The 12,663-nt window shown below is 33.9% G+C and carries 13 protein-coding genes and 2 pseudogenes; 14 read left to right on the top strand and 1 reads right to left on the bottom strand.

Annotated elements, in window-relative coordinates:
• The first annotated feature begins 250 nt into the window (after window positions 1-250).
• The 7 genes and pseudogenes from RMR19_RS16190 to RMR19_RS16155 all read left to right on the top strand — a co-directional run bounded on the left by RMR19_RS16190 (window position 251) and on the right by RMR19_RS16155 (window position 6,156).
• A complete protein-coding gene (locus RMR19_RS16190) occupies window positions 251-769 on the top strand; it encodes a CarD family transcriptional regulator (RefSeq protein ID WP_310604540.1) in 519 nt (172 codons plus the stop codon).
• Window positions 770-877: 108 nt separating this feature from the next.
• Window positions 878-1,813, top strand: coding sequence for a sigma-70 family RNA polymerase sigma factor (locus tag RMR19_RS16185; protein WP_310604539.1), 936 nt, complete (start codon window positions 878-880; stop codon window positions 1,811-1,813).
• A 224-nt stretch (window positions 1,814-2,037) separates the two neighbouring features.
• Window positions 2,038-3,429 (top strand): annotated as a pseudogene (locus RMR19_RS16180) (MATE family efflux transporter).
• A gap of 375 nt (window positions 3,430-3,804) precedes the next feature.
• Window positions 3,805-4,416, top strand: a complete 612-nt coding sequence (locus tag RMR19_RS16170; RefSeq protein ID WP_310604536.1) for a DUF3793 family protein — start codon at window positions 3,805-3,807, stop codon at window positions 4,414-4,416.
• A 45-nt stretch (window positions 4,417-4,461) separates the two neighbouring features.
• Window positions 4,462-4,893 carry a flavodoxin gene (locus RMR19_RS16165; protein WP_310604535.1) on the top strand — a complete coding sequence of 144 codons (432 nt, stop codon included), beginning with the start codon at window positions 4,462-4,464 and terminating at the stop codon, window positions 4,891-4,893.
• Between the two features lie 55 nt (window positions 4,894-4,948).
• Entirely contained in the window at window positions 4,949-5,227 is a 279-nt protein-coding gene (locus RMR19_RS16160) for a DUF2325 domain-containing protein (RefSeq protein WP_310604534.1), read from the top strand.
• A gap of 188 nt (window positions 5,228-5,415) precedes the next feature.
• Window positions 5,416-6,156, top strand: a complete 741-nt coding sequence (locus RMR19_RS16155; protein WP_310604533.1) for a MerR family transcriptional regulator — start codon at window positions 5,416-5,418, stop codon at window positions 6,154-6,156.
• On the opposite strand, the gene RMR19_RS16150 is transcribed toward RMR19_RS16155, so the two are convergent.
• Entirely contained in the window at window positions 6,157-6,591 is a 435-nt protein-coding gene (locus tag RMR19_RS16150) for a hypothetical protein (protein ID WP_310604532.1), read from the bottom strand. It lies immediately after the preceding gene.
• A 224-nt stretch (window positions 6,592-6,815) separates the two neighbouring features.
• Here RMR19_RS16150 and RMR19_RS16145 point away from each other — a divergent pair, with 224 nt between their 5' ends.
• From RMR19_RS16145 to RMR19_RS16115, 7 genes and pseudogenes are all read left to right on the top strand, one after another.
• The gene (locus RMR19_RS16145) at window positions 6,816-6,959 is read left to right on the top strand and encodes a hypothetical protein (RefSeq protein WP_310604531.1); all 144 of its coding nucleotides are present in this window, start codon (window positions 6,816-6,818) and stop codon (window positions 6,957-6,959) included.
• 234 nt (window positions 6,960-7,193) lie between these two features.
• Window positions 7,194-7,775, top strand: a complete 582-nt coding sequence (locus RMR19_RS16140; RefSeq protein WP_310604530.1) for a hypothetical protein — start codon at window positions 7,194-7,196, stop codon at window positions 7,773-7,775.
• Window positions 7,776-7,848: 73 nt separating this feature from the next.
• The gene (locus tag RMR19_RS16135) at window positions 7,849-8,871 is read left to right on the top strand and encodes an aldo/keto reductase (RefSeq protein ID WP_310604529.1); all 1,023 of its coding nucleotides are present in this window, start codon (window positions 7,849-7,851) and stop codon (window positions 8,869-8,871) included.
• Between the two features lie 132 nt (window positions 8,872-9,003).
• Entirely contained in the window at window positions 9,004-9,513 is a 510-nt protein-coding gene (locus RMR19_RS16130; protein ID WP_310604528.1) for a hypothetical protein, read from the top strand.
• Window positions 9,514-9,522: 9 nt separating this feature from the next.
• Window positions 9,523-10,212 (top strand): Crp/Fnr family transcriptional regulator, encoded by a 690-nt coding sequence (locus RMR19_RS16125; RefSeq protein WP_310604527.1) that lies wholly within the window; start codon window positions 9,523-9,525, stop codon window positions 10,210-10,212.
• 173 nt (window positions 10,213-10,385) lie between these two features.
• Entirely contained in the window at window positions 10,386-12,140 is a 1,755-nt protein-coding gene (locus RMR19_RS16120) for a CoA-disulfide reductase (protein WP_442871548.1), read from the top strand.
• Window positions 12,141-12,390: 250 nt separating this feature from the next.
• Window positions 12,391-12,663, top strand: a pseudogene (locus RMR19_RS16115) (toprim domain-containing protein); the annotation flags it as partial.

The following is a 12,663-nucleotide window of genomic DNA, read 5'->3' as shown; positions in this document are numbered from 1 at the left end:
AACAACGTATCGTCAGAAAAATTCACAAAAATTTTAATCTGCAAATAATTTTTCTTACATTTTACCAAAAAATCTGTTAAAATATAAATAAGGCACAGAAGAATCCGTCTTATCCAAACTATGTTTCGGGTAAACGGATTCTTTATTCATAACGAGCGAGAATGGTTATCTAAATAAATATGACAAATTATAGTTTTTATGTATATATTTGTTTACTATTTGGTACTATAAAATAAGAGGAGATGGAAACATGTTTAAAGTAGGAGCTTATATTGTCTATGGATTAAATGGTGTATGCAAGGTGGAGAAGGTAGAACCGATGGAATCTTCTTCCGTTAGTAGTGAACGGTTGTACTATACCCTAGTACCCGTATACGTTTCTGGTAGTAGAATTATAACTCCAGTAGATAATAAGAAAGTGAAGATGCGTCCAATTATTACGAAGTCAGAAGTTATGGAACTTATTAATGATATGAACGAATGCGAACCTCTATGGATTCAGGATGATCGTGCACGTGAAGAAATTTATAAGAATGCAATTAAAGAAAATAATAGTTTCGATTTGATTCGAATGATTAAAGCATTATATCTTAGACGAAAAGCACGTTTAGCAGAAGGAAAGAAAGCAACTGCATCAGATGAGAAATATTTTAAATTAGCAGAAGAGTGTCTATATGGCGAATTTGCAATTGCATTAGATATGGAGAAAAAGGACGTTGTTGACTATATATCACAATTTCTAAGCGAAAAAACGGATATTGAAGAATAAATTGATAAATAAATGGTAACATATACTATGGAAGAAACATAAAACAATATAATATATGTAGCACATTTTCTATCTTTGTGAAACATATATGGAAGTTAGGTTGAAAATATGGTAAAAGAAGAACTTAAAAATGAAGTTTTATTAGAAAAACAACAATTGGAGGAGGACTCTGAATATGTAGAAAGCCAACCTATTGATGCAGACTTATCTAATATGCCAGATGATTTATTGAGAGTCTATCTAAGAGAAATCGGAAAGATTCCATTGTTAAGTTCAGAAGATGAAATCGCCTTAGCTATTCGTATAGAGCAAGGCGATGAAGATGCTAAAAAACAATTAACCGATTCAAATCTACGTTTAGTTGTGAGTGTGGCAAAACGTTTTACAAGAGGGAGTGGAATGTCATTACTTGATTTAATTCAGGAGGGAAACCTTGGATTAATGAAAGCAGTGGACAAGTTCGAGTACAAAAAAGGCTTTAAATTCAGTACGTATGCAATGTGGTGGATTCGACAATCCATATCAAGAGCGATATCGGATCAATCAAAAACAATTCGTATACCAGTTCATATGCGTGAAACAATGAATCGAATGGGTCGGGAAATGCGGAGATTTACGACAGAACGAGGACGTACCCCTAATGTATGCGAGTTAGCTGAATTGACAGGCAATACGCCCCAAAAGGTAGAAGAGATTCTGCAATTATATAGTGACACATTATCACTAGACAACCCAATCGGCGAAGAGGAAGATTCTACTTTAGCTGATTTTATAACAGATGATACAGCACCAGAACAATACCGAGTTACAGAACATAAGATGCTTCAAAAGGAACTGGAGAATATTCTTGTGACATTAAGTGAACGTGAGCAAATGGTATTAAAGTTACGTTTTGGTTTATATGATGGTGAAATATGGACACTTGAAGAAATTGGACAAATCTATCATGTGACGAGAGAGCGAATTCGCCAAATAGAGGGAAAAGCAATAAGAAAATTGCGTACAAAGAAAGAAATTCGTCAATTAAGAGTATATTTAGAATAGCATTCATTTGACAAGATACGATATGATGAATATAATATAGAATATTGATTTAAAACTAGTGGTTATGAAATAGCAATAATCGCTGGTCAGATAACCTTCCTTACTTTAGCAAATAATAGTGGGAAGGTTTCTTGTTTGCCAATATACTAAAGTTGATGTCCTAAATAGATTTTTGACATCAATGAAACGAAAAGACGTGTGAGGAAGAAGTAGACGGAGGAGTTATGGACAAGAATCAAACGCAAAATCCCTTAGGCCACGCACCAGTAGGAAAACTAATGGTGAAATTTGCAGTGCCAAGTATTGTGGCTATGCTAGTAAGTGCACTGTATAATATTGTTGACCAATTATTTATTGGGCAAGCAGTAGGAACGTTAGGTAACGCTGCAACGAATATCGCATTTCCTTTATCAACATCTTGTGTTGCTTTGGCATTGATGTTTGGTATTGGAGGCGCATCTAGTTTCAATCTTGCTATGGGAAGAAAAGAACCAGATAAAGCAGCACACTATATAGGAAATAGTATCGTATTGCTCCTAGGAAGTGGAATACTTCTAATGATAATTACGCTACTTTTCTTAACACCAATGTTACGATTTTTTGGTTCACCGGATGACGTATTAGGATATGCAAAGACATATGTTGGTATTACTGCATTTGGTTTTCCATTCTTAATTCTAACAACTGGTGGAGGTCATCTAATTCGTGCAGATGGTAATCCAAAGATGACAATGATCTGTAATCTCTCTGGTGCAGTAATTAATACAATTCTTGATGCAGTATTTGTTTTTGGATTTGATATGGGTATGGCTGGAGCTGCCTATGCAACAATCATTGGTCAAATATTCTCAGGAATACTTGTTATTAATTATATGAGACATTGCAAAACAGTCAAGATTACCAAAAAGCAATTAAAGTTAAAATGGGAATATTCCGCACGTATTATTTCATTAGGTACAGCTTCGTTCTTTAATCAAATTGCAATGATGGTAGTTCAAATTGTACTTAATAAGTCATTAAAACATTATGGTTCTTTATCTGCATATGGTGAAGCAATTCCATTAGCTTGCGTAGGTATTATATCGAAGGTTAACATGGTATTCTTCTCAATTGTCATTGGTATTGCACAAGGGACGCAGCCAATTGAGGGATACAATTATGGTGCTGGAAACTTCAAGCGTGTTAAAGAAGCATATCGTTTAGCGACGATTGTTGGTGGTGCTATAGCGGTTGTCTTCTTTATTCTATTCCAGTCTGCACCAAGACAAATTATATCGTTGTTTGGAAAATGAGACGAAAGTTATTATCAATTTGGAGTTAGCTACTTTAGAGTGTTCCTCCTATTTACATGTCTTAATTTCCTTCAACCAATTACATCAACATTCTTTACATCAATCGGGAAACCTTATAAAGGTATCTTCTTAGCACTAACAAGACAGATATTATTCTTGCTACCTTTGATTGTAATATTGCCAATGTCTATGGGAATTGATGGTATTCTATATTCTGGTCCAATTGCTGATCTTTTAGCTGCAGGCATTACTGTTTTAATGGTTATTTATGAATTTAAGGTTATGAAAAAATTAGAAACTTCAAGTAATCAAATTTGTTCGTAGATTGTCGAATATAAAAAGAGTTGTAAGTAAAACATAATACTATGTTTGCTTGCAACTTTTTTTGCTTAATTGAAGTACTTGTGTATTGGTACAATTTTAGATGCAAAACTTTTTGCTTTTTCGTGGCATATTCGCTGGGATAGGAAATGAAGTTTTGCATATTTACGTTGCTGATACACAAGTACGGTAATTTGGTGAATAAAAAGTAGGAAGTGGTTATTGGTAGCTATATTCTGAAAGCGAAATAAAAACTTGGATTTTATTGATAATTTATGATTAGTAAGGCCCTTGATTTTATAAGCGTGGTTCGTTATGATATAAAGGAGTTAGATAAAACTAACTATAATCAAGACGTTGGAAGGAGTATGTAGAATAATGAGTCAAGAAGTATTTGAAATGATATATCGTTTAAATCAACAAGATATTAAAACACAATTAGCATTACAATGTTCTCCCGTCTTGACTGGAGTGAAGATATCTAATTTATTTATTGTATCCAATGAGCATATAAGAATCATTTATGAGATTTTCAAGAACTCTCCGATTTCAATATCAATTATTTGGAGATCAAAGGAGAAAACAACATTTTTACTATATAGTAAAAACAGGGTAGAAGAATATCTCCATGATAAAAAAGTTCAGAAATTAATGCGTTCCTTTGGATATCCAAATCCTAAGTTATATTCGGTATTAGTGGAACTTCGAAGCCGTTATACTAGCTACAAAGAAGAGGGCGCTGAATTTCCTCATGAACTTGGGATTTTGTTAGGTTATCCTGCCGAAGATGTAATTGGATTTATAGAAAACAAAGGTAAGAACTCCTTGTACACAGGCTATTGGAAAGTATACGGGAATGTACAAGAGACGATGAATGTATTCTATCTGTTTAATCAAGCAAGAGAGAATGTTGTAAGAATGTTAGCAAATGGGGTAAGCATTCAGAATATACTTACGATGCACTATGGAAGTTTTTATTATAGTTTATGATGCAAAGATAGGTAACGAAGTTTTGCATATAGAAAAGGAGAGAAAATGAATAAAATAACAGTAGTATATTGGTCACAAACAGGTAATACAGAGGCTATGGCAAATGCAATAGGAGAAGGGATCAAAGGTACAGGTAAAGAGGTAGAATTGTTAGAAGTGTCTAGTGCAGACATTAAGGACTTAGAAGAAGCGACTGCTTTTGCGCTTGGATGTCCTGCTATGGGGGCAGAAGTGTTGGAAGAATGCGAGATGGAACCTTTTGTTTCGGAAATCGAGAAAATTGTTACTGGTAAGCAAATTGCTTTGTTTGGTTCTTATGGTTGGGGTGATGGACAATGGATGCGTGAGTGGGAAGAACGTATGATATGTGCTGGCGCAACAATTGTTGATGGGGAAGGTTACATATGTCAAGAGATGCCAAATGATGAAGCAATCGAGGCTTGCAAGAATCTTGGTAAAAAATTAGCGTCCTTATAATGTGCTTAAATTATGGGGTATAGGGTGAACGAAAATAAGTATAAAGGAGATCAAAATGAGCGTTGTAATAATTGGTGGACACGACCGTATGGTTTGTCAGTATAAGAAGATATGCAAAGCATATAATTGTAAGGCTAAGATATTTACGCAAATGACAAGTAATTTAAAAGAGCAGATTGGAAAACCTGACTTAGTAGTGTTATTTACAAACACCGTATCACATAAGATGGTGAAATGTGCTGTGGCAGAAGCAGAAAGAACGAATGCAGACATTGTACGATGTCATTCAAGTAGTGGGAATGCACTTGGTGAAATTTTGGAATCTCGTATGTAAGCAAGGCATTGCTGTGAACGTTTTGTGTGAACAATAACAGTATAGCATAATAGAAGAGGCTACCTAGCATTGTTGACCATATAAATTCTATATGCTACTATACTATTACTATTATTTATACTATTATTATATATGTGTTGACTCTGACGTAACGTTATAGTGTATTATTCTTTTAGGAGGTGATAATCGTGAAATTTACAGTAAGCGAAACAGCAAAATTGACTGGGGTAAGTGTTAGAACACTTCATTATTATGATGAGATAGGTCTGCTTACCCCAAATGAGGTAGTTGCTAATACAGGCTATCGTTATTATAGTAAGCAGTCAATCGAGCGGTTGCAGCAAATCCTCTTTTATCGAGAACTTGATTTTCCGTTGAAAGAGATTGTAAAGATTATGAATAACACTTCTTATAACAGAGAAGATGCACTAAGAAATCAAAGAGAATTATTAGCTTTAAAGCGGAAGCGACTGGATAAACTGATAGAGCTCTTGGATTCGAATTTGAAAGGAGACAACACTATGAGTTTTAATGAATTTGATATGAGCGAAATTGAAGATGCTAAGAATAAATATGCGAAAGAAGCAGAAGAAAGATGGGGCAATTCAGATGCTTATAAAGAAAGCGCAGAGAAAACAAAAAATTATACAAAAGAAGACTGGGCTAACGTGGCTGCAGAATCCAATACTATTATGACGAAATTCGCAGAACATGTCGGAGAATCCCCAGAATCAGAATTGATTCAATCATTTGTTGAAGAATGGAAAAATCATATATCAAAATTCCATTATCAATGTGGTAATGAAATTCTAGCTGGTCTTGGTGAAATGTATGTTGCAGACGAGCGATTTACAAAGAATATCGACAAGTTCGGCGAAGGCACTGCAAAACTTATAAGCGATGCGATTAGGGTGTATTGTAGCTTATAATCACAGCCTTTCCTTAATAATTGGTTTGTTAAGAATAAGAAGAATACTGCATATAGATACAATTATGGTCAATGGACCCATCAATACGGTTTCCTTCATGCTATTTGTAAGAAAAAAGTTCCATATAATCGCAAATGACGTGAATATCGTATTTAAAACAACAAGTCCTTTTACGACTTTCATGTCTATTTTAGAAAAAATAATTTTTCCATATGATAAATAAGCATATATGACAACTCCCCATAATACTGCAAAAAATATATGTATTATTCTTCTTGATAGTGGAGCTACAATATAGATGCCACCTAGCACAAACTCACCTAGTGGTGCACCAAACGCAATAAGTGCTTGTATTACCATACTAACTAATGTACACAAAGCACATATTGTCGCAAGGATTTTTTTTGATGTTACATTATTACTAATACAAATCATAATTTTTCTTATCCTCCTAGAAATTCCAATTTACTTAATTATACCCGAATAGAGAATAAAAATAAAGCCCCCATATCAATCACATAACCAAACCTTTACAAAATCTTTTCTATACTTGGCTAGAAAACTTAACATAACTTGCATACAATAACAGTATAGAGCTGAAAAACAAATCAAGATATGTCACAAGTCCAAGTTGACAGAAAGATGTAGAGGGAAGAATAATGCAGCAAAGAATACAACCAACGATGGTTAAGAAAAATCAAACCGTAGCAGTAATGATAAGAAAACAACCTAGACAACCAAATGTAAGTGTTGTTTGCCCTATTATAATGCCAGAAAATCTTGCTAGAAACAAAGAAAAATAATCAAAAAAAATATATTAGTGACACATATTATCATAACCTTAGAATTCGATTTCACAAACAGAATTCTAAGGTTTTTTGTTGTCGTTTTTATTTATTATCAGCATAGTATAAAATCAAAAGATATTAAGAATATTAAAACTAAGAGGAACGATTTAATTGATGTATAGGAAATCTGTTCAAATTTAAATAACATAAATCATAAAGCAAAATATGTGCTTAGAGACGAGGCAATTTATGAATAATCATGTTTTAATACTACTAGCATCTTTAGTGATTATATTTATTAGTGGATATATTTTTATAAAAACAATACTTGTATACAAAAGATATCAAGACAAAATACAGGATAAACAATTACTATTAACGGAATGTATTTTAGAAAATGATAGAATACAATTAACATGGATTAATCTTAGTGATTTGCTTGAAGCAATCGTTGAAGTAACACGGGAACAAGCAACGAAAAGTGAAGTCAATATACATGCAGTCATTGAAGAAGGTATTGCATTAAAAGGTGACGAAAGTCTATTGCTATACTTTTATAATGCACTTATTAAGAATGCACTGGCTAACGGAAAAGATACACGATGCATTGAGATTGCGTTATTCAAAGAAAATAGAGGGACGAACCAAGAATGCCTTGTTGGTTATGTAAGTAATGACGGAGAGAATCAGACGAAAAAGAAGAGCCAACAAAATCAGAACAAATTGTGTATCTTAAAGGAAATTGCCAATCTACATCACGGAGATGTATGGTGGGTTAGTGAATTTGGTATTGGCAATACTTTTTTCTATCGTTTTATTCCTAATAGATAATACCCATTTACATTCGCTTTCTTGTATAAAATATGATAATATTTAAGTAATACAGATAAGGAGCGTGGATGAAATGACAATGGTTACACTTGGTAAAACACAGATTACAGTAAACAAAAACGGTTTTGGGGCACTTCCTATTCAAAGAATTAGTAATGAAGATGCTGGCAAGTTATTAAGAAAAGCGTATGAACATGGTATCACATTTTTTGATACAGCAAGATTCTATACAGATAGTGAATCAAAGATAGGGGAATCCTTATCGGATGTTAGAGAGAATATCTATATTGCAACCAAAACAGCCGCAACAAATGTAGATGCATTTTGGAAAGACTTGGAGACAAGTTTGTCGTTATTAAATACAGACTATGTTGATTTATATCAGTTTCATAATCCATCATTTTGCCCGAAACCAGGAGATGGAACAGGTGTATATGAAGCGATGTTAGAGGCAAAAGCGAAAGGGAAAATCCGTCATATTGGTATTACAAACCATCGTTTGTCGGTTGCAAATGAAGCAATTGATTCTGGATTATATGAAACATTACAGTTTCCGTTTAACTATCTTGCAACAAAGGAAGAACTTCAATTAGTTCAACGTTGTAAAGAAAAAGAAATGGGCTTCATTGCTATGAAAGCACTATCAGGTGGATTGATTACAAATTCAAAAGCAGCGTATGCTTATCAAGACTTATACGATCATGTATTACCTATCTGGGGAGTTCAAAAAGAAAGTGAACTTGATGAGTTTCTAAGTTATATTAATAATCCACCGACTATGACTGATGAGATAAAAGCAATTATTGAAAAAGACCAAAAGGAATTAGCAAGTAACTTCTGTCGCGGATGCGGGTATTGTATGCCATGTCCAGTAGGAATTGAAATCAATAATTGTGCAAGAATGTCATTATTATTGCGCCGTTCCCCATCTGAATTACAGTTAACACCAGAGATGCAAGATAAGATGAAACGCATTGAAAAATGTATTAATTGTGGTCGATGTGCGGCTAGATGTCCATATGCTTTGAATACACCAAAACTATTAAAAGATAATTATAAGGATTATACAGAAGTATTAGCTGGAAAGCCTTTATAAATTACAAAGCCAATCCGATATTATAGGTAACACGATTTGTAACTTAAGGGATATAATCCTGAATAGTTAATAATATTATAAAAAAGACAGTGAACACATAACTCATTGTCTTCTCGGAGAGGAGTAGATTTTTTGGCTGTTAACCAAGTTAATACAAATGCATATGCTACTGATTTCGCATCAAAGAATACGGAATCAGCAAAAGTAGATATTAGCACAATCGAAGAATCATTTAAAAAGGCAATAGAGCGATATTCTGATTTTGTTGAAAAACGTTTAGAAGATGGAGAACCCACCTATCAAATAGGAGCTTCCTCTATGACAGAAAAAGAGTGGGATACGCTTATTACTAAAGTGGATACTTCCATTAATCAATTTAAAGAAGAGTTACGTGCACGTATTAAAGTATTAAAAGAACGTGATGAGAAAAAGAAAATCATTCAAGAGCAGAGAGCAGAAAAAGAGCTGTTGAAAAAAGACCTTTTAAAAGAATTGAATGATGCTATTGCAGAGGATGCTATAGAGAAGCACTCACAAAGACAAGAAGAGGAAGAGGACGCTTTCATAGCAAATCAAGAAAACTCCATAACACCAACAACTTCTATAACAGAAGAACAATTAAGACAGTTATTAGCAGACTAAGAGAGAGGCATGGTTACAAGTATGGATATTGATTTTCACCAATATTACAACGAGATATATCCTTTTTGGAATCGTATAAGTGAGCGTCAGAAAGAGGAGTATATACAGAATTCCTATAGCGCTAAATATACAAAAGGGCAGTTCGTCCATAATTCACTTGGACAGTGTTTAGGAATGCTTACCGTATACGAGGGACAACTACGTGTATATATTCAATCTGAAAACGGGAAAGAAATTACACTCTATCGCTTAGATGAAGGAGATACCTGTACATTATCAACCTCCTGTATTATGGAGGAAATCACATTTGATGTTTTTATTGAAGCAACAAAGGATAGTACGTTATTTATAACAAATTCAAGTTATCTCAACTATCTTTCTGAGGACAATGTATATGTTCAAAACTTTATCTATAAACAGACTACAGAAAAATTCTCGAATGTTATGTGGTCTATGCAACAGATTCTTTTTCTTAGTTTTGATAAACGTTTGGCAAGCTATCTACATGATGAGATGATTAAAACAAACAATAATTCCATTAGTACGACACATGACGAGATTGCCAAAGAATTGGGAAGTGCAAGAGAAGTTGTTTCTCGAATGTTAAAATATTTTCAAAAAGAAGGTTATGTAACCTTAGAACGTGGTAAGATTATCATTCTTGATAAAGATGCCCTTCGTAAGATTGCGCTTAGCTAAGATGTAAGTGTGACTTGGTCACGGTACGCTTCCTCATTTTTCTAGTATTATATTGTTATAGAGAAACATTCAAGACTCGGTCTTACATACCTTTTGAATCGTTTCGTTATAAATTATAATTTATTTACCATAATAGTAGGTAATACGTAAATAATACTTAGACGAATGGAGAAATGACTATGGCTAATAAAACAGTTATTATAGGTGGAGTTGCTGGTGGAGCAACGGCTGCAGCAAGACTAAGAAGACTAGATGAAACAATGGAAATTGTACTCTTAGAAAGAGGGAATTATATATCGTTTGCCAATTGTGGTCTGCCATATTATGTTGGCGATGTAATACAGGAAAGAGCAAATCTTTTACTACAGACACCTGAGGCAATGTATAAGAAATTCAATATTGACGTTAGGGTTCAGAATGAGGTTTTGTCCATTCAACCAGAGAAAAAAAGCGTTTTAGTTAAAAATCTTAAAACAGGCGAACAATACGAGGAGTCTTATGATCAATTGATTATCTCTACGGGCTCTACGCCAATAAAACCATCCATACAAGGAATTGATAGTGATCGAATCTTTACCATTTGGACAATAACAGATACCGATAAAGTAAAAGATGTAGTAACTACACAGAAACCAAAGAACGCAGTTGTTATTGGTGGAGGATTTATCGGTCTTGAGATGGTCGAGAATCTACATGAAGTAGGTATTCATGTTACCCTAGTTGAGAAGATGAATCAAGTAATGACAAGTATCGATTATGATATGGCAATGCTTGTTCATGAGCATCTTCAAAACAACCAAGTATCGCTACAATTAGAAGATGGTGTAACTGCCTTTCATAATAATAGTTCTGGAACGGTTACAGTTGAGCTTGAGAGTGGTAGACAGCTTGAAACAGATATGGTTATTCTAGCTATCGGTGTAAAACCCAATAGTGAACTTGCTAAAGAAGCTGGTATCGCACTTAACCAACGAGGCGGAATTGTTGTAGACGAATATATGCAGACTTCAGCAGAAGATATCTATGCGGTTGGAGATGTTATAGAAGTTACAAATCCAATATATAATATAAGAACCATGATTCCACTAGCTGGGCCAGCTAATAAACAAGGTAGAATTGTTGCAGATATTATTGTTGCAAAAGTTAATTCCAATGCTGTTTCTGACAAACAAAAAAAACGCAAAAAATCATATAATGGTACACTTGGTACATCTATTGTGAAAGTATTTGATTATGACATAGCAAGCGTTGGTTTGAATTCAAAACAATTACAAGAACTTGGGAAAGTTAAAAACATAGATTACTATACCGCACTTATTAATCAAAAATCCCATGCAGGATACTATCCAGGTGCGACACCTATCACATTGAAGATGCATTTTGATACAGAAGGTAAGATTCTTGGTTGTCAAATTGTTGGTAGAGAAGGTGTTGATAAACGAATTGATACGGTAGCAACAACGATTCGCTTAGGTGGAACAATCTATGATTTAGAAGAATTAGAATTTGCCTATGCACCTCCATTCACTTCGGCAAAAGATCCTGTGAATATGTTAGGGTTTGTAGCTGAAAACATCTTAAATGGATTGGTTGTTCTTACAGAGGTTTACGAATTAGATAATCTGGAAGAAGAAACTGTAATCCTTGATGTTACTGAAGATATGGAACGTATGCTTTATGAGATACCAAATTCTTACCATATCCCTCTTGGTCAATTAAGACAGCGAATGAATGAGTTGAATTCGAACATTCCTGTAGTTGTTTACTGTGCAATTGGTGTTCGCGCCTACAATGCAGCTAGAATCTTAATGCAACATGGTTTCAGTAATGTTTCTGTTCTAGCGGGTGGAGTAAGCTTCTATAAGTCAATGTATTTTAACAAGAAGCTAAAGGAAGAAGAGTTGCAGGTTGCTGAGTGTACGAAGTAACAAAGATTACTATTTAAAATATATAATTCCATAGAAAAACTGCTATACATGTTAGAAAGAAGTGTAGCAGTTTTTTGTTTGTTCAAAATGCGATGTCCTATTGAAAAATACATTACTGTTCGCAAAACGATGTTCATAGCAACGAAAATAACGGCAATACTACTTGATTTGTGCTTCCTATAACGTATAATATAAATATTGATGTTAATACTTGTTAGATTCATACTAACAAAATGAAAGGACACAAAAAATGAAAACAGTAGTAATTGCAGAAAAACCATCTGTAGCAAGAGATATTGCAAGAGTTCTCAAATGCAATCAAAAAATAAATGGTGCTCTGGACGGAAGTAAATATATTATAACTTGGGGACTTGGACATCTTGTTACACTTGCTGATCCAGAGAACTATAAACAAGAATATAAAGAATGGAAAATGGAACATCTACCAATGTTGCCACCTAGAATGGAATTGGTAGTTATGAAACAAACAGCGAAACAATTTAATGCAGTGAAAACACAATTA

Source organism: Anaerosporobacter sp. (assembly GCF_031551385.1).
In the GTDB taxonomy this organism is placed as follows: Bacteria; Bacillota; Clostridia; order Lachnospirales; family Lachnospiraceae; genus Anaerosporobacter.
This window is presented reverse-complemented; position numbering and strand designations above follow the sequence as displayed.

What these genes read in the sequence shown, in the direction of transcription:
- RMR19_RS16120 (WP_442871548.1), top strand. Translation starts at nt 10,386, where the DNA reads ATGACTATGGCTAATAAAACAGTTATTATAGGTGGAGTTGCTGGTGGA.
- RMR19_RS16165 (WP_310604535.1), top strand. Translation starts at nt 4,462, where the DNA reads ATGAATAAAATAACAGTAGTATATTGGTCACAAACAGGTAATACAGAG.
- RMR19_RS16170 (WP_310604536.1), top strand. Translation starts at nt 3,805, where the DNA reads ATGAGTCAAGAAGTATTTGAAATGATATATCGTTTAAATCAACAAGAT.
- RMR19_RS16135 (WP_310604529.1), top strand. Translation starts at nt 7,849, where the DNA reads ATGACAATGGTTACACTTGGTAAAACACAGATTACAGTAAACAAAAAC.
- RMR19_RS16140 (WP_310604530.1), top strand. Translation starts at nt 7,194, where the DNA reads ATGAATAATCATGTTTTAATACTACTAGCATCTTTAGTGATTATATTT.
- RMR19_RS16125 (WP_310604527.1), top strand. Translation starts at nt 9,523, where the DNA reads ATGGTTACAAGTATGGATATTGATTTTCACCAATATTACAACGAGATA.
- RMR19_RS16145 (WP_310604531.1), top strand. Translation starts at nt 6,816, where the DNA reads ATGCAGCAAAGAATACAACCAACGATGGTTAAGAAAAATCAAACCGTA.
- RMR19_RS16185 (WP_310604539.1), top strand. Translation starts at nt 878, where the DNA reads ATGGTAAAAGAAGAACTTAAAAATGAAGTTTTATTAGAAAAACAACAA.
- RMR19_RS16150 (WP_310604532.1), bottom strand. Translation starts at nt 6,591, where the DNA reads ATGATTTGTATTAGTAATAATGTAACATCAAAAAAAATCCTTGCGACA.
- RMR19_RS16160 (WP_310604534.1), top strand. Translation starts at nt 4,949, where the DNA reads ATGAGCGTTGTAATAATTGGTGGACACGACCGTATGGTTTGTCAGTAT.
- RMR19_RS16190 (WP_310604540.1), top strand. Translation starts at nt 251, where the DNA reads ATGTTTAAAGTAGGAGCTTATATTGTCTATGGATTAAATGGTGTATGC.